Here is a 13,875-nt window from a genome sequence, read left to right on the forward strand (position 1 = left end):
AAGGCGTGGATGTCGTCAACGTGCCGTTACATAAGGGCCGCCCAGCGATCCAGCGGCGGCCCGAATGATTACTTGTGCTCGCGCTGCCAGCGGCTGAAGTTGGCAGCGGAGAACTTATGACCATGGCGCATTCCAACCTTGGCCACACAGGTTGTATCACCGGCGCACTGCTCAACCTCGCGGCGGATGTTGTCGTTGCCGTTAGCCCTGGCGAGAAAAGTCTCCAACTGTTTCATGGACATGGTGAGTCTCCAGAAGGGTTCTTCACCGCTAACCCAACTTGACCGGTAAATCCGAATCCATCAGTTTTTCTTCTCCACTTTTCTTCTCCACAGCCTTCGCTATGGCCCTCGGCCTGGAAGCCACCATCACATCAGCACACCTGGACGCTGATCGCCCTGCTGTGAAGGACCAGGGGCCTGAGGCAAAGGTCCCTGCTGCGGCAACACCCGGTACTGAACCCTTACACGCATACGAGCCGCGCAGTGGGTAATCAGACCGAGCAAGAGAACCAGCAATAGGCCTGTGGCTGCGCGTTGACTCATGTTCAGACCTGCTTATGCAGCCACCCAGCGGCCAAGAAGACAGCACTACCGAATGCGACAGCCCTGCCCAATGCAGCTGGCTGAATCAATGCCGGACGTTGAAACAGCATCACTTGCGGCCAACGATCACCGGGGGGGTTCCGCCGGCAGCCCCGGGAAGTCCAGGCACAACCTGGGTCTGGCCGTCCCACTTGTCCAGGAAGAGCTTGTAAAGAACCTGGTCATCGAGGCTCTTGTTGAGCGTGTCGTAACGCAGCGCTTCCTGTTCAGCGATTTTGACCTCCGTCTGAGCGCGCAGCAGCTGCTGCTCAGCAATCTGTTTCTGCTCAATGGCAGCCCTGTATTCCTCAGCAATTTCCAAACCGGTGAGATCCAAACCCACAACCTTCACGTAATCGAACTGGTCCAGTTCCTCAGCAACCGTGGAGGCCACAAGCGAGGAAATGTCATTCCACTCAGAAGCGATTGTGACCAGCTCGTACTGGGAGAACACAGACTTCAGGGCCTTGAGCAATGAAGGCTGAATGATGCGCGGATAAACATCGCGGTCACTGCTTGCAATCGTGCTGTAAACGCGGCCCGCTTCATCAGGGCGCAAGGCATATTTGATGGTGGCTGTGGCCTGGATCACTTGAAGATCCTTGGTGAGAGTGGCGAAATTCTCAGGTCTCACCTGAGTTCTGATGCTGAATGGCCACACCTGCTGAACCAACGGTGCTTTCACATTGAGGCCCGGCTGGCGCGGCCCCCCGCTCACCTTGCCAAGGGTGGTGATTACCGCGACCTCTCCGGCTGGGACCACAAACAGCGCCTGGCCCAAGAGCAGTAAACCGGCCAACACAAGGGCAACGATCGCCACCAGACCGCCTTCGGGACCTCCTGGGGTGGCCGATCGCATTGACGAGGGGCTTTGCATGAAGTGAATGCGTCAGACGCTCAAGTTGGCCCTCTTCTAGCGACAGGCGGCGCTGTCTGCTCACGGGGGCGATCGAGTCCTGATAGCGTCCGGCCATCCTGCTTGGGTCCCATGCTGAGAAGCCTGTTCTCATTGCTGTTTGCCGCCCTCCTGCTGATGGCGCAACCAGCATGGGCAGCAGACCTGCGGCTCACCTCCGTGGCCCTTGCCCCCTGCGACGCATCCGACCCGGGCTCCCAGCCAAACGACAGCAACAGACAGCGCAGCAACATCACCAGCCCGGAAGGAGCGAGCTGCTACGTGCTCAGCGGCAAAGTCAACAACCCAGGACGCAATTCCGTCGTGGATACCGATGTTTACGCCCGGATTCTTGATCGCAGCGGCGAACCGGTGCTGCAGAACCGGACGCGGGTGGGATCGATCGGCGATGTCCTGCCAGGAGAGCACCCTTTTGCGCTGCGATTAGCAGTACCGGCTGGAACACCAGGTCCGTTTGAGGTGAAAAACCCACGCGCTCGCGGTTTCAGTGCGCCAGTGCGCAGCAGGGCTGGCGACGACGAAGAATTGCTACCGCTCGAACAGGGCGTGGTGCAACCTGGACTTGAGGATGAGTTCAGCTGATGCTCCAGGTACTGCGAGCAGGAGCGGTGATCGTTCTGATGCTGATTGCCATGGTGCTGATCAGCTATCACCCGCGGGCTCGACAGCCGGGCAGACGCGTGCACTCACTTCAAGACAACCGGATGATGCCGAGAAACACGATGAGGCGTCTTCGGCAGGACAGGTTGTAGAGCCAGAGCCCAGACCATGCCGCATCCGCAATGGCAAGACAGAAACCCTTTGAGGATCTAAGCCAAAACAGCAGTCGACGGGTCAAATGCATGCGTTGACGGTGGGTTGCCAATCATGAATTCACCAACGGAACATTCAAGCCGATCGGAAAGACCTGATGCCTGTTCAAACAACTCGCTGTCACCAAAACTCAGGCCACAAGGCGCGAGTCCCAGAGCCGTCGCCACCAGATAGAGCTGCTGATAGATCGATCCCACATCTTTGAGGATCAGCGCGTAGGACAAACCGGTTTGCTGATGAAGACTTGCATTTCTGCCATAACGGGCAGCCATCACAACAAGAACATCAGGCAACTGACCCTGACCCGACGAAACAGATGCTGCCTGAGGTGCACGACATGTCGAGGCCGCCGCCTGTTCCAGCATCTGCACACAGACCTCGCTGAGATCGCTCAGCTTTCCAAGAGAGTGATTGAAGGAGTCGTAGTGGTAGAAGCCCGGCTGAAGGCCGATACATCGGTTAATGCATAAATAGAGCTCAATTGAATGAAGGGCTCCAGCACTGGCAACAGGCCTCAACAAGCCTGAATACGCTCGAGACAGAGCAGGATCGCAAAGGATTTCCTCACGAATGTGCATGGAGTGCCAGAGGAAATCACTTAACAGACCAGCATTAATCGGCTGCTCCTGATAAACACGTATTGTTTTGCGCTCGCGAACAACTTGAAAAAAACTCAGGTTGTGATTAATACGGGATGGCTTGGGAAGAGCTGCGGAGCCAAGAATGATTCTCTGATGCTTCGCAGGAAACTGCTGTTTTTCGATTAACTTCTGCTGTGATTGATCGCAAAATAGGTCAATCATCCGCTCACGAGTGTGGCAATGAAATGCGAGATCTTCAGCTGTCCAGCACGCATCAACAGCCTCCTGATCGATGTCAGCAACACCTTGACCATCGCAAATCCCTGCGACTCCGGAACTCAATAGCAATGACACCACATCAACATAGTGCGCCTGAAGATCATCAGGAAGACAGCCTCTGATAATCTTTTCATCACACGCTGCCACAAGCGGCACAAGCATCGAAAACAATCTCTTATCCTTCAAACAAACATTCCCGGTTGATAAAGGTGAGGAAATCTGTAGTCCATCAATCAAAGGCTGAACATTGACAAATTTTGAAAACCTGATGTGATAAACACCCTCTGGAGCAGTCTTGCGATGAAACAGAGACTTAACAGGATTGAGACAGATTGCAGCGCCTTGCACACCACTAATTTCAGTTAAAATCAGCCCCTTTGCATAAAAATCTTCAAGCTTATCCAGAAGCTCTTGATATTCTGCATCGGTGGACAACGAATCATCAAAAACTAAAAACTGTTCTCGATCAACTCCAGTCCCAGAAAGATCTCTCAACAGACTCTTCAGCGAGTTACTTGGATGATCAAGCCGCAGGCTTTGTCGGATCGAATTCAGTCGTGTGGCATAGGGCGTCGTGATGACAACATTGTTCTCACCGGAAACAACCTGCACACCATTGCGGAATCTATAGCTAAGCATCGCCCCAACCCTAGCTCCATGCGCCCAAGACAAAATCAGACTTTGTCAATCACGAAGCACCACAAGCAAGCAATCACCTCCAGCAGCTTCAAATCACACCAGAATTTTGCGGAAACCAAAGAACAGTGTCGAAACAAAGAGCATCAAACAACATGCGCCACGAAGTCCATCAAGACTTCTTCGCAAAGGAAACCGATGCCTGAGAAACAACCAAATTCTCAACAATCAAAATAAAATGAGACGGAATCGACTCCCCAGATATGGATTCTTCAAAACTACAAGCAAGACAAAAACCACTCAAACACAACTAAATGAGTATCAGCAAATGATCAAGCAAGATATTTCCAGAATTTTTTATTAACCGCGATTCGAGTCCAGAAATACAACGACAACAGGAATGCCCCAAAAAAGCCGAGCCCCATTCCCCACATCAAAGTGTCTTCAACACCAAGAAAATCCATGCAATGGAAAAAGGCACCAGCCATAAAGAATGCAAAGCCAAAGGCTCGAAAATTCTTCGGCAATTCAGTTGTAGCCTGCTTGGAGCTGTTCATTTCCGGTTAAAGCCTCTGTTCAGAAAGGTGAACCATGCGCCGGCCACAAGCAGCATTGCAGGCAGACCGGCGAAGAAAACGCTGGAATCTGATTCTCCAGCGCTGACAATCCAAAAAAGTCCCCAAAACCAAGTCAGGAGAAAAATCAGATTGAGCAGCAGCTTCGAGGAGAATTGAGCAATGAGCACTTCTCCAACTCGACGCTGAAAAGTTGTAGCTTGAGTGTTAGCCATAATCATCAGTGCCGATTAGATTTTGATACCGACGCGCCCTCGCGTCGTATCAATTGCTCCAAACAGCAAGGTCTGCTCGAGCTGGGGCATGAATCAATTGATTCAGTGGCTGCCATACTGGTGAGGCTTTAACGACCCAGCCGATCGACTGACAGCAAGAAACGCTGTTGATCGATTCATTCAGACAGCAGCTGAATGAGTTACAAGCAAGAAGAATCTCCAGCACTTAAAAAGAACAGAAGCCGAACTTTCGCATTAAGTTAACAACTCTGCGATTGGTAAGTTTCTAGGTATGCAAAAAGAAGTTGATCAAAGATCCCAGTGAGAAACAAATAAATCACGGCACGAGGGGCAATCCTGGCGACAACTCACGACAATACTTTTGAACACTTCACCAGGGCAAGAAGATTCAATCGACGTTGTTGAAACCAGCATTGCGTCAACCCATGGATCAATTTTGCAGTGCAGAGAGCAAAGAAAGTTGACCGTCGTCCCGACCTGAAACAACTTCCCAGCCGCTTGGATCCCATGGACCGAGCAGCGGCTCAAGAGCTCTCAGCTGCTGGCCATCAAGGGATGCCATCCAAGCTTGCTCCAATCCCTCCGGAATCAGAACGGGCATGCGGTGATGCAGAGGCTTGACGAGCGCATTGGGAATCGTGGTGAGGACAGTGCAAGTATCAACTTCACTACCGTCACTCCCCAGCCAACGCTCCCAGAGCCCAGCAAGCCAAAAGGGTTGGCGATCAATGCGCCTGATGGTGCGACCTTTTTCAAAGAAACAACTGGCAGGGATCAGACAGCGTCGATGACGCCAAGACCCTCGAAAACTGGGCTTCTCAGCAACCGTTTCTGCACGAGCATTGAAAGGCCTGGGGCCGTTGGAAGGGTCCTTCAACCAGCCTGGGATCAGCCCCCAGAGCATCAGCGAGGCCTCCGGACCCGACTGATCACAACGACATGCCAGCAATGGTTCGCCAGGAACGATCATGTCCCTTGGCGCATAGCGAGTCCGATGTTCCTGACCCATACCGTCAAGCAAAACGGTAGGCAGCTTGTTCAAGGGCGTCGAGAGGGCATAACGACCGCACATGTCAAGTCGGCTCGATCAGGATTCCTCACGAAAGATACGTTCCAGGTCGCGGCGAAACTGTTGCGTTGTGAGAGGTCTCTCGCCACGACGGCGATTGTTGCGAATCACCAACGATCCAATCCACCAGACCTGTAGACCAGCAAAAACTGATCCAAATAAGAGAAGGCTGAGTGTGGGAGCGTCGACCTGGAAGGGCATCAGCGCTGCAAAAAATCAAGCAAAATGAAGGGCCCCGCCGATAGGTCCATGAAGGAGATCAGCATCTTTGAGCTGGTTGCCCGCAATTTTGCTCGCTTCGCTGCAGTATCTGGCGTTGTTGCCCTTGTGGTCTGGCTCACCTGGGTCATGCTCGATTTTGAGCATATGAACAGTGGATTCACCCTGCCGCAATCTGTTTACTGAGGCAGGGTTGAAACCGAATCAGCTCACTCCGTCAGCAACGACATCTGCTTTGGCACCATTGACTGATTCGTTGTTAGCGGCAAAAGCTGCTTCAAGACGACTTGCTTGAGAGCGCGTGTCAGGAGCAAAACGTCGAACGATCAGTTCATCGACGGACAAACGACCGGGGCCGACAGCAAGAATTGCCGCTACAGAAGCGAAATACAGACCCAGGAGCTCAAGCAAGTAAATGTTGAATCCGGACGTGCTAATGGCGTGGTAGATGGCCACACTCATTGTTCCGAGGATGGCTAAGGCACCAAAGCGTGTCAGCAGCCCTGTGATGAGGAGCCAGCTGCCACCAACTTCAGAAAAGGCAGCGATATAAGAGAGAGTGATTGGGAATGGAAGCCCTAAAGGGCGAACAAAAGCGTCAGCAAAGTTGTCGATGTTGGCAAGCTTCTCGTAACCGTGATGGATCAGGAGTACTCCTGTAAAAACCCGGAGCACAAGTAGGCCTGCGTCGGCGAGGAACGGCTTTGTAAGAAATGCCCTGATCACAGAAATAAAAGTATGTTTACGAAATGTAAGATACTTCCCCCTGCAGCGTGTGCCGAAAGAACAGATCAGGGCAAAAATAGGCAGATATACTCACTCAAGCCGAACAACGCAGATCCCGACCAAACGCTACATAATGAAGCAACATTACGAGTGCTTGACATGAACAGCGAAGCTCTCATCACTTTGTTCCTTGGTTTCGGAGCGGCGACCATCAGTCTTTTGTTCTGGAAACTGAGCCGGCCTCAGTCAACAAACCGTTTGTAGAGCCAGCGCACAAAACCACCAACTACGGGTACGGGCTCAAAGGTGGGACCCACAAAATCAAAATAGTCTCGGTGATCCTCAACCTTGCCTTCAGCGTTGAAGCGAAGACGGCTGGTGCCCGGATAGATGAATTCGATCCCCTTAATCTTGAGACCCATTTCCCATTCCACAAATGCCGTGTCACCCTCTACGGCAATAGCGGCAGGGGTGAGGTACACGTCATCGCAACGCCGCATCAGCCCGTCTTGTGCTTCGACATAGGCCTTGATGCCCTGACGCTCCTGAGTCGGGTCCTTGAAGCGAACGTTCTCGTCATATAACTCTCGCCATTGCTCTTCAGTGGGAGCTGGCATGCCGTAGGGCTTCGTGAACAGTTCACGTAGACGATCAACGTTCACAGCAGGAAGTGGCAGAGAGGAAAATCACACTATTCAGATTTTTGCGGAAATTGCATAAGATTCTGGGCCGCACAAGCGCTCATCCCATGCCCGACCAGCAATATCAATACGAACCCATCGAAGCCTTCGGAGAAAGTCTCACTACCAATCGTCCCTGGAACACCTCGGCACTGGAAATTGTTGAGCGCATCAATGGACGTACTGCCATGGTGGGGTTTACAGCCGCGATCGTCGGCGAGTGCATTACCGGACATGGTCCAGCTGGTCAGGTGGTGGACCTAATCCGCTGGTACCTCAGCTGAACTTGAACACAACCACCAACTCAGCGTCCATCCGTTAGTTCATGCAAGGCGGAATAATCGCCGGCGTCCAGATCCGTGCCAACAGCGCGTTTGAGCAAGTTCGCAAGTCCGTCCAGAGCCATGGCGTTCACCCCCGCCAATCGCGCTTCACGCAGAAACAGCAGAAGATCCTTTCGCAGCAAACTGGTGCTGAAGTTTGGATCGCCGTATTGGTGAGACATCATCCTCTGCAACTTCTTATCGACGGTGGGGGCATAAAGAGCTGAAGGGCGCAGCACCTCCATAAAGCGATCGATGTCCAAACCGGAGGATTGAACCAGACGCAACGCCAGTGAATATCCATGGGTGAGACTGGCAATCAACTGATTAAGAGCCAGCTTCGAGGCAGCACCCGTGCCCACAGCTCCCATCAAACGCGGCTCTGATGCCAACTGCCGAAGCAAAGGCAACTGTGCTTCAAACAGATTTGGGTCGCCCCCTGCCATCACCAACAAGCGGCCCTCTAACGCTTCCGGACGACTACCAAGCACTGGAGCTTCCAAATAGGAGCCCCCCTGGAGGCGCACCTGCTCAGCGAGAGCAATGCTTTCACTGATTCCCATGGTGCCCATCGGCAAAACGCACCTCCCCCCTAGAGGACCAAGGCTGCCGACAACCTTCGCTGTGACGGGACCATCGCGCAGCACTGTGATCACCACCGACGAAGCCTCAAGCCCCTCGACGGGTTGGTTCAACTGCTGAGCCCCTGCCCCGGTCAGCGCAGCACAGCGAGCGGGATTGCGATTCCACACGTTCAGGCAGAAACCGACCTGAAGCAGCCGTTGGCCGATCGCAGCGCCCAGGAGGCCAGTACCTAGCAAAGTAATCGTGGTCATCAGGCAACCTGGAATCCCTTCCACCTTGCAACAGGTTGCGGACTCGCACGATCGATCAGTCGGTTCACGCGATCAGCCTGCGGGGGAGAGGGTTAACGCCTGAATCGCTTCAGCCGAGTCAGGCGCTGAGTCAGAACTCGCAGACATAGGTGGGCGATTGGGCAAGATCTAGCGAGCAATGGGGGATGTCTGACCTCCAGTGATGGCGAAAAAAATCCAGATCCCACTGTCCAAGCGCACCAGTTCCATCACTGCAGCCCTTGCAACGCTGACCTTCACTTACGTTGCAGCCTGGGCTCTTTGGGGTTTGGTTAACGCCTATCCCAGCCTTTGACCCTGATCATTAATGCATTGTTGAGTGCCATCACTGATGGAGAAAAGAAGGGGACAAAGCTTCTGGCTTCAGGCACCTTCTTCCAGGGCGAGTATCCGGGTCTCACCCTCAAAGGCAAGGCAGTCCTTGGCAACGGTCAAATCGAAGATTGCCTTCACGACTAAAACCTCCAATTGAATTTGGCGTCCCAAGCTCAAGCACGGCGCAGGGATGAACAATTTTCGATCCACCACGCTCCGATCACTGTCCTTGCTGTTGCTTGGATTGGTGTCCTGCGGCAACACAAGTTCAGACCAAACGCCTCTCCCGCCGATCATTTTCGTTCCTGGCTACGGGATGAGCGCACTGCATGTGGAGGTCGAACAAGAGGGGGGATCAGCAGCGAACTTCAATTTTCTGCTGCCTGCGATGAATCCGGCCTCAGTTTTTATCAAATTGAGCCCTCCTGTGGCCAATGCTCTGGAATACGCCCGCGCGAGTGGCTTGGAGGAGTCGGATGTGGGGTTTGTACGGGACTGGCTCAAGCTCAAAATTGATGCCGAAGGATCAGCACGAAACCGTCGAGGGGTTCGCGTTAGGCCCGTTTCAATCGGCAAGGACTTTGCTCGTGAATGCCCTCGCTACATAGGCATGGTGGAGAGTCTTGTTTCCATGGGCTGGGAGACCAACAACAATCTGGATTGCATCCCCTTTGATTACCGATATCCACCAGGTGAAACCAGATTTGCGGAAGAACTCAAAAACCTGATCGCCAGCCACATCTCACCAACCAATGGCACGAAAGTCATTCTTGCTTGCCACAGCCAGGGGTGTCTTTTGGCCTATCACTTTCTGCGTACTCAGGATCCTGCTTGGGTTGCTCAGCATGTGGGACTGTTCTTCTCATTAGCTGGCCAGTTTTCCGGATGCAGTGATTGCTTGCGCTGGGCATTTCAGAAGCAATGGAGCTGGGACGGCACCAACAACCCTGTGGCGTCACCTTCGGACATGACATGGGTTGGGGAACTCGCGCTCGGTCTACAAAGCAGCGTTTACGGTGAAACAATTTTGTATCGCTGGGGTCAGACCTCCTATCGGGCTAGAGATTCAAGTGCTCTGTTACGAGAGGCAGGTGCGATGGCAGTGGCAAAAGCGAGTGATCGTTACACACTCAACAAGCAGACTTGGTTCCTGCAGGGCGCACGAGATCGTGAGCCTCTACCTGTACCGACACGTATCGTTTTCGGCACAGGGCTACCAACAACAGCAGGGTTTGTTTTTGCTCGAAAGCATGGCCCGAATCCAAATTGCAAAAATCCCAAATGTGGTGGACTTTACTCGCAGGATGCGCCTGGATTGATCACAACCTCAGGGGACAAAGGCGATAGCAATTGGATGAATCGGGCTCCACAAATATGGTTAAGACATCCAAAATGTGAGCTAAAAGAGTATGCGCTAATCAGCCATATGGAGATTTTTCTCAACAGCGACATTCTGAGATTTTTCAGACAAACAGTGAAAGAAATCGCCTCTGGGAATGATTCCTGCTCTCCGTGATTGCTATCAAGAGAGCCGATTGGATTCAGGTGGATCTTGATCGCTAAAGCTGATCGAAGAAACGATTGCCTCAAACCTTGTTGGCATGGTGATCGAGAGAAAAAGGGTCAACTTAGACTGGCCTATGAATGTCGGAAATATCAGTTTGACAAGTAACTCTTCATTCGCGTCGATCAGCCATTGAGTCGACTGGACTCATACCGAGAGAGTTAGATGTTAAACAGTTTTGGAGTCTTCCTTTTTGCTCTGTATGCCAGTGGTCTTTTTCGTGAATAAGTCGTCGAGGTAGTGCTCGGTTACTGCTCTTTCGTTACAGCCATTCTGGTAAAGAAAACGCGCCAACGCAGAACTCATCAGCCGATATTGATCCCAGTTGGGGTTTGCACCAATAAAACCCTTCATTGCGGCGAACAAGACTTCAGGTATTTCAGATTCCAAGCTCACGTACGGCGTCTCCTCTGCAGAGGCCACGGCCAACTTTGGATTGATGCAGCTTTCAAGTTGGTTGCGATCCATTCAGTCTTCAGACACCCGGGTTTCCGCCACCACAAAGCCATAAATCCAGGCGGACGTCAAAACACTCGCAGAATTGCCAGCAATTCCTGGTCTCACATGAGACTCATGCTTTTGCAAGGGTTCCTGGCTTGGTGGAGCGATCGCACATGCCCTTTCCAAGTGAGCATGCCCTTCTGTCAAGCGGCGAATGGCACTCGAGCCAAAAACCACAGACTTTCTTTTTTAAAAAGGTTTTACGCAGATTTCCTGTGGAAAAGCCCCAAAGATCGGTGGAAAACCGCCTTTCTTTTCCACAGGGCAACCTGCTATCAGGAAGGCTTATGCCTGGAAGTCTCACAGGACCCGCCAAGAGCAAAGACGTTTGAGAAACAAACTGGGCACAGGCAGGTTGGGAATAGGGGTAGTAGTCGTTACTGCTTGGTTCCCAATGGCACAGTCCATGAGAAAGCCAATCTCTTGCCCTGCTCCCTAAGGGCAGATTACGAAGCAAAGGTTGGCCGTCTGCATTCATTGCTCTGGCCTACACCGCAACTCAGTGCCTATTGGCCATCAGTCTTGGGTGCTTGAAGCCCCAAATCTTGCCCGCAGAGAAGAGGCCTGAAGCTGTTTAGCGACTCGTAGGGGCATCACTAGCAAGCTTCGAGATCTTGATGGGCTGCGGTCAACCACGGGGAGAGATGGATTGGTGATCTAACCGGGATGGCGAAATCACAATGCTCACCATGCCCTGCTCGAAATCATCAGGCGTCCCGAATATCGCTCAAAAGCGCAGTTGAACCCCAAAGCCTGAAGGTGTTCCATAGACATCACCAGGGCCGTAGCCATAGGCAGGCATCAAGCGGGGGTAACGATTGACTTCACGGTGATGTGCCTTGCGTGCATGCCTGTAGACACGAGTGTCATGACGGATGTCGCGGCGCAACTGCCTCAGCTCATGCTGGTTGCGGTGATTGTGGTGGTGGTGATTTTTGGCCTCTGCTGCTGGAACCGTTGCCAATGCCGTAGTGCCAATCACACCAGCACACAGCAAAACTTTGCTGCATTGCTTTTGAAGGAAGTTGAAAGGAGCAGCCAATTTTGTGGACATCACTTTGCTTGAGCTGCATTCAGCGTCGATCAGGCGAGGATGCAGGGACAGTTCCTAAAACCGAACCCTCATGGAGGGTCGCCCTTCAGCCTCTGATCAGAAAAAGAGGTTCGTCCCAACCACCCTCCGAAGCAGATCAATAAAAAGACCCCACTGCTAGTGCAGCCGGGCCAGGGTGATGGGGATTCACATCTTGGGATCACTCTCAAGGCTCGTCAACGCCACATATGGTGCATTGACCCTGAAAATGATGACTAGGTATCCCTGAATACCTATTTCTGATGGTCGATTCCTTCTTTTGAGCAACCTGGCTCAAATCCTGGGGATGATCCACACCAGAATTTGAGCTGCCCTTTGAGCCACTGGCTTCAATCCACGGCAAGGGCGGTGCTTATTTGATCAAAAAGAGCCTCCGCAATGTTCTGGCGTTGGCTCCATTCACTCCTTCAACGCATCAGCTGTGATGGATCTAAGAAGGGTCTGGGATCCTGATCAAAACGATGCTCGAACGGCAGTGCATCAGGATGCTGATCACCATCGAGTGCAGCAGTGGACTCGAGACTCTGCCTCAGCAACCTGGCACTCTCCAACGGCATGTCGCGGGGCACGGAGATCCGATCGCGCAGGTAGCGCAGAGCCGAAGCCGATCCACTCTCTGGCATCACGGGCTGTTCCAGAACCATCGCAGTCAGTGCGGCCCTGAGCGGTTGGTCGAAGCGATCTCCCAGAGGACTTCGTGCCAGGAGAGCGCCACGATGCCTCAACACCCTCTCCAGCGCACGCGCACGCGGCGACACCGTTGCGCCTGACGACCTCCAGCGACTTTCGAGCTCATTGAGTCCTGCACCGCGATCCACCGCAAGAGCCATCCGTTGCTGATCCTGGCTGCCATCAGCCCAGCAGCCACCCATCTGAGGCGGCAGGTCATGGGCATGGGTATGAACATCGCTCTGGGTGCCTCGATAGGTCTCCAGTTGCTCAAGTGCCGTGAGCCAATGATCAATTCCGGGATGCTCCTGACGCAAGGCAAATCCCTTGAAATAAGCGAGTGAGGCATTCATCCGTTCCACGTAGGGAATGAACACCAGGTCGGCGGTGCCGGGGATCGGACCATCCGGTGCATCCGGATCCAGCCAGCGACCTCCCCTACTGGCGAGTGCCTGCTCCATCTGTTTGGCAAAACGCTGGAACTGATTCCGGGCCTGACGTTCCTGCCCCTCTCCCAGACCTGGGGTACACAACCAGATGCACCAGGCCCTGAACAGCACCCGCTCCAGCTCGCGAAGCCGACGCACTCTCTTGTCGGCCATCGGAGCACCGACAGGACCGAAGCTGCGTTCCAGCGACTCCAGGATGCGATCACTTTCGGTAATCAGCCGCCCATCAAGCTCCAAAGCCGGGAGCATCCCGGAAGGCACGAGCTCCGTGAACCAGGGCTCCTTCGGGCCATAGCAGCGCATGGTGACCTTGCGGATCCGATACGGAATCCGGCGAAACTCAAGCCAGAGCCAAACTTTCTGACAGTAAGGACACCAGGCGTGGTGATCGCGGAACAGCGTGACCCGAAGCGCTTCCTCCGGCTGACCAAACAGGCGCAACGTGGCCTGAGCATTGGCGGGACCCTCGATTCGCTCGGCTGCAGGCGGAGCAAGTGCATCCAATGCAGACCAGGTAAGTGCCTGCTGAGACCCTGCGGGATCAGCCATGGGTGTTGCAACAAACAACCAATCTCATGCTGGCGCGCCAGCAAACGAAGGGTGACTGGAGTTCACCATCAGGATCGAAAGGACGATCCACAGGAACGAGACACTATTTCAGCGCAAACAAAGCCGAGGCCATGGCACCGGACAACACGACCGCGATGAGTTTGTGAACAAGATCACAGCTGTTGTTGATGTCAATCAACGCATCAACCTGCAATCAGAAGGA

22 protein-coding genes are annotated in these 13,875 nt (G+C 53.3%); 7 read left to right on the forward strand and 15 right to left on the reverse strand.

Going from position 1 to position 13,875, the window contains the following annotated elements; all coding sequences use genetic code 11:
- Positions 1-68 precede the first annotated feature (68 nt).
- The 3 genes from DXY31_RS07540 to DXY31_RS07545 all read right to left on the reverse strand — a co-directional run bounded on the left by DXY31_RS07540 (position 69) and on the right by DXY31_RS07545 (position 1,443).
- Complete coding sequence (locus DXY31_RS07540; RefSeq protein ID WP_074160695.1) at positions 69-242, reverse strand: Nif11 family protein; 174 nt, start codon at positions 240-242, stop codon at positions 69-71.
- A gap of 126 nt (positions 243-368) precedes the next feature.
- The gene (locus tag DXY31_RS16930) at positions 369-545 is read right to left on the reverse strand and encodes a hypothetical protein (RefSeq protein WP_170953617.1); all 177 of its coding nucleotides are present in this window, start codon (positions 543-545) and stop codon (positions 369-371) included.
- A 109-nt stretch (positions 546-654) separates the two neighbouring features.
- Positions 655-1,443 carry a prohibitin family protein gene (locus DXY31_RS07545; protein WP_114993204.1) on the reverse strand — a complete coding sequence of 263 codons (789 nt, stop codon included), beginning with the start codon at positions 1,441-1,443 and terminating at the stop codon, positions 655-657.
- Positions 1,444-1,572: 129 nt separating this feature from the next.
- Between DXY31_RS07545 and DXY31_RS07550 the strand changes: the two genes are divergently transcribed.
- Together DXY31_RS07550 and DXY31_RS16935 are read left to right on the forward strand one after the other, a co-directional pair.
- Complete coding sequence (locus DXY31_RS07550) at positions 1,573-2,082, forward strand: hypothetical protein (protein WP_114993205.1); 510 nt, start codon at positions 1,573-1,575, stop codon at positions 2,080-2,082.
- On the forward strand, positions 2,082-2,252 hold the full coding sequence (locus tag DXY31_RS16935; protein WP_170953618.1) for a hypothetical protein: 171 nt from the start codon (positions 2,082-2,084) through the stop codon (positions 2,250-2,252). The genes DXY31_RS07550 and DXY31_RS16935 overlap by 1 nt, the downstream gene beginning before the upstream one ends.
- A 57-nt stretch (positions 2,253-2,309) precedes the next feature.
- On the opposite strand, the gene DXY31_RS17540 is transcribed toward DXY31_RS16935, so the two are convergent.
- Complete coding sequence (locus tag DXY31_RS17540; RefSeq protein ID WP_244279633.1) at positions 2,310-3,248, reverse strand: SagB family peptide dehydrogenase; 939 nt, start codon at positions 3,246-3,248, stop codon at positions 2,310-2,312.
- Positions 3,249-3,692: 444 nt separating this feature from the next.
- Here DXY31_RS17540 and DXY31_RS16940 point away from each other — a divergent pair, with 444 nt between their 5' ends.
- Positions 3,693-4,046 (forward strand): hypothetical protein, encoded by a 354-nt coding sequence (locus DXY31_RS16940; protein WP_170953595.1) that lies wholly within the window; start codon positions 3,693-3,695, stop codon positions 4,044-4,046.
- Positions 4,047-4,141: 95 nt separating this feature from the next.
- On the opposite strand, the gene DXY31_RS07560 is transcribed toward DXY31_RS16940, so the two are convergent.
- The 4 genes from DXY31_RS07560 to DXY31_RS07575 all read right to left on the reverse strand — a co-directional run bounded on the left by DXY31_RS07560 (position 4,142) and on the right by DXY31_RS07575 (position 5,890).
- Entirely contained in the window at positions 4,142-4,366 is a 225-nt protein-coding gene (locus tag DXY31_RS07560; protein WP_114993207.1) for a hypothetical protein, read from the reverse strand.
- The gene (locus DXY31_RS07565) at positions 4,363-4,599 is read right to left on the reverse strand and encodes a hypothetical protein (RefSeq protein ID WP_114993208.1); all 237 of its coding nucleotides are present in this window, start codon (positions 4,597-4,599) and stop codon (positions 4,363-4,365) included. Before DXY31_RS07565 ends, DXY31_RS07560 begins: the two co-directional genes overlap by 4 nt.
- A 451-nt stretch (positions 4,600-5,050) precedes the next feature.
- Positions 5,051-5,692, reverse strand: coding sequence for an SOS response-associated peptidase (locus tag DXY31_RS07570; RefSeq protein ID WP_114993209.1), 642 nt, complete (start codon positions 5,690-5,692; stop codon positions 5,051-5,053).
- Between the two features lie 15 nt (positions 5,693-5,707).
- Positions 5,708-5,890 carry a hypothetical protein gene (locus DXY31_RS07575; RefSeq protein WP_114993210.1) on the reverse strand — a complete coding sequence of 61 codons (183 nt, stop codon included), beginning with the start codon at positions 5,888-5,890 and terminating at the stop codon, positions 5,708-5,710.
- A 48-nt stretch (positions 5,891-5,938) separates the two neighbouring features.
- Between DXY31_RS07575 and DXY31_RS16945 the strand changes: the two genes are divergently transcribed.
- A complete protein-coding gene (locus tag DXY31_RS16945) occupies positions 5,939-6,094 on the forward strand; it encodes a hypothetical protein (RefSeq protein ID WP_170953619.1) in 156 nt (51 codons plus the stop codon).
- An 18-nt stretch (positions 6,095-6,112) separates the two neighbouring features.
- Here the strand turns inward: DXY31_RS16945 and DXY31_RS07580 are convergent, their stop codons facing one another.
- Positions 6,113-6,634, reverse strand: a complete 522-nt coding sequence (locus DXY31_RS07580) for a DoxX family protein (protein ID WP_114993211.1) — start codon at positions 6,632-6,634, stop codon at positions 6,113-6,115.
- Between the two features lie 242 nt (positions 6,635-6,876).
- Positions 6,877-7,251, reverse strand: a complete 375-nt coding sequence (locus tag DXY31_RS07585; protein ID WP_114993227.1) for a nuclear transport factor 2 family protein — start codon at positions 7,249-7,251, stop codon at positions 6,877-6,879.
- A gap of 131 nt (positions 7,252-7,382) precedes the next feature.
- Here DXY31_RS07585 and DXY31_RS07590 point away from each other — a divergent pair, with 131 nt between their 5' ends.
- Positions 7,383-7,598: a chlorophyll a/b-binding protein gene (locus tag DXY31_RS07590; RefSeq protein WP_114993212.1), complete on the forward strand. Its 216-nt coding sequence runs from the start codon at positions 7,383-7,385 to the stop codon at positions 7,596-7,598.
- 20 nt (positions 7,599-7,618) lie between these two features.
- Here the strand turns inward: DXY31_RS07590 and DXY31_RS07595 are convergent, their stop codons facing one another.
- Positions 7,619-8,473 (reverse strand): NAD(P)-dependent oxidoreductase, encoded by an 855-nt coding sequence (locus DXY31_RS07595; protein ID WP_114993228.1) that lies wholly within the window; start codon positions 8,471-8,473, stop codon positions 7,619-7,621.
- 202 nt (positions 8,474-8,675) lie between these two features.
- On the opposite strand from DXY31_RS07595, the gene DXY31_RS17685 reads away from it, so the two are divergent.
- Positions 8,676-8,807, forward strand: a complete 132-nt coding sequence (locus DXY31_RS17685; protein ID WP_256359620.1) for a hypothetical protein — start codon at positions 8,676-8,678, stop codon at positions 8,805-8,807.
- Between the two features lie 68 nt (positions 8,808-8,875).
- On the opposite strand, the gene DXY31_RS16950 is transcribed toward DXY31_RS17685, so the two are convergent.
- Positions 8,876-9,088: a hypothetical protein gene (locus tag DXY31_RS16950; protein ID WP_170953620.1), complete on the reverse strand. Its 213-nt coding sequence runs from the start codon at positions 9,086-9,088 to the stop codon at positions 8,876-8,878.
- 349 nt (positions 9,089-9,437) lie between these two features.
- Between DXY31_RS16950 and DXY31_RS07600 the strand changes: the two genes are divergently transcribed.
- Positions 9,438-10,343 (forward strand): hypothetical protein, encoded by a 906-nt coding sequence (locus DXY31_RS07600; protein WP_256359621.1) that lies wholly within the window; start codon positions 9,438-9,440, stop codon positions 10,341-10,343.
- Between the two features lie 216 nt (positions 10,344-10,559).
- On the opposite strand, the gene DXY31_RS07605 is transcribed toward DXY31_RS07600, so the two are convergent.
- The 3 genes from DXY31_RS07605 to DXY31_RS07615 form a co-directional block, all read right to left on the reverse strand.
- Positions 10,560-10,859 carry a DUF2811 domain-containing protein gene (locus tag DXY31_RS07605; RefSeq protein ID WP_114993214.1) on the reverse strand — a complete coding sequence of 100 codons (300 nt, stop codon included), beginning with the start codon at positions 10,857-10,859 and terminating at the stop codon, positions 10,560-10,562.
- Positions 10,860-11,619: 760 nt separating this feature from the next.
- Entirely contained in the window at positions 11,620-11,946 is a 327-nt protein-coding gene (locus tag DXY31_RS07610) for a hypothetical protein (RefSeq protein ID WP_114993215.1), read from the reverse strand.
- A gap of 446 nt (positions 11,947-12,392) precedes the next feature.
- The gene (locus DXY31_RS07615) at positions 12,393-13,652 is read right to left on the reverse strand and encodes a glutathione S-transferase (protein ID WP_114993216.1); all 1,260 of its coding nucleotides are present in this window, start codon (positions 13,650-13,652) and stop codon (positions 12,393-12,395) included.
- Positions 13,653-13,875: the final 223 nt, after the last annotated feature.

It is taken from the genome of Synechococcus sp. UW179A (assembly GCF_900473965.1).
Taxonomy (GTDB): domain Bacteria; phylum Cyanobacteriota; class Cyanobacteriia; order PCC-6307; family Cyanobiaceae; genus Synechococcus_C.

What these genes read in the sequence shown, in the direction of transcription:
- DXY31_RS07590 (WP_114993212.1), top strand. Translation starts at nt 7,383, where the DNA reads ATGCCCGACCAGCAATATCAATACGAACCCATCGAAGCCTTCGGAGAA.
- DXY31_RS07595 (WP_114993228.1), bottom strand. Translation starts at nt 8,473, where the DNA reads ATGACCACGATTACTTTGCTAGGTACTGGCCTCCTGGGCGCTGCGATC.
- DXY31_RS16940 (WP_170953595.1), top strand. Translation starts at nt 3,693, where the DNA reads ATGATCAAGCCGCAGGCTTTGTCGGATCGAATTCAGTCGTGTGGCATA.
- DXY31_RS07570 (WP_114993209.1), bottom strand. Translation starts at nt 5,692, where the DNA reads ATGTGCGGTCGTTATGCCCTCTCGACGCCCTTGAACAAGCTGCCTACC.
- DXY31_RS07585 (WP_114993227.1), bottom strand. Translation starts at nt 7,251, where the DNA reads ATGCCAGCTCCCACTGAAGAGCAATGGCGAGAGTTATATGACGAGAAC.
- DXY31_RS07565 (WP_114993208.1), bottom strand. Translation starts at nt 4,599, where the DNA reads ATGGCTAACACTCAAGCTACAACTTTTCAGCGTCGAGTTGGAGAAGTG.
- DXY31_RS16935 (WP_170953618.1), top strand. Translation starts at nt 2,082, where the DNA reads ATGCTCCAGGTACTGCGAGCAGGAGCGGTGATCGTTCTGATGCTGATT.
- DXY31_RS16930 (WP_170953617.1), bottom strand. Translation starts at nt 545, where the DNA reads ATGAGTCAACGCGCAGCCACAGGCCTATTGCTGGTTCTCTTGCTCGGT.
- DXY31_RS07540 (WP_074160695.1), bottom strand. Translation starts at nt 242, where the DNA reads ATGTCCATGAAACAGTTGGAGACTTTTCTCGCCAGGGCTAACGGCAAC.
- DXY31_RS07545 (WP_114993204.1), bottom strand. Translation starts at nt 1,443, where the DNA reads ATGCGATCGGCCACCCCAGGAGGTCCCGAAGGCGGTCTGGTGGCGATC.
- DXY31_RS16945 (WP_170953619.1), top strand. Translation starts at nt 5,939, where the DNA reads ATGAAGGAGATCAGCATCTTTGAGCTGGTTGCCCGCAATTTTGCTCGC.
- DXY31_RS07615 (WP_114993216.1), bottom strand. Translation starts at nt 13,652, where the DNA reads ATGGCTGATCCCGCAGGGTCTCAGCAGGCACTTACCTGGTCTGCATTG.
- DXY31_RS17685 (WP_256359620.1), top strand. Translation starts at nt 8,676, where the DNA reads ATGGCGAAAAAAATCCAGATCCCACTGTCCAAGCGCACCAGTTCCATC.
- DXY31_RS07575 (WP_114993210.1), bottom strand. Translation starts at nt 5,890, where the DNA reads ATGCCCTTCCAGGTCGACGCTCCCACACTCAGCCTTCTCTTATTTGGA.
- DXY31_RS07610 (WP_114993215.1), bottom strand. Translation starts at nt 11,946, where the DNA reads ATGTCCACAAAATTGGCTGCTCCTTTCAACTTCCTTCAAAAGCAATGC.
- DXY31_RS07550 (WP_114993205.1), top strand. Translation starts at nt 1,573, where the DNA reads ATGCTGAGAAGCCTGTTCTCATTGCTGTTTGCCGCCCTCCTGCTGATG.
- DXY31_RS07560 (WP_114993207.1), bottom strand. Translation starts at nt 4,366, where the DNA reads ATGAACAGCTCCAAGCAGGCTACAACTGAATTGCCGAAGAATTTTCGA.
- DXY31_RS07600 (WP_256359621.1), top strand. Translation starts at nt 9,438, where the DNA reads ATGGTGGAGAGTCTTGTTTCCATGGGCTGGGAGACCAACAACAATCTG.
- DXY31_RS07605 (WP_114993214.1), bottom strand. Translation starts at nt 10,859, where the DNA reads ATGGATCGCAACCAACTTGAAAGCTGCATCAATCCAAAGTTGGCCGTG.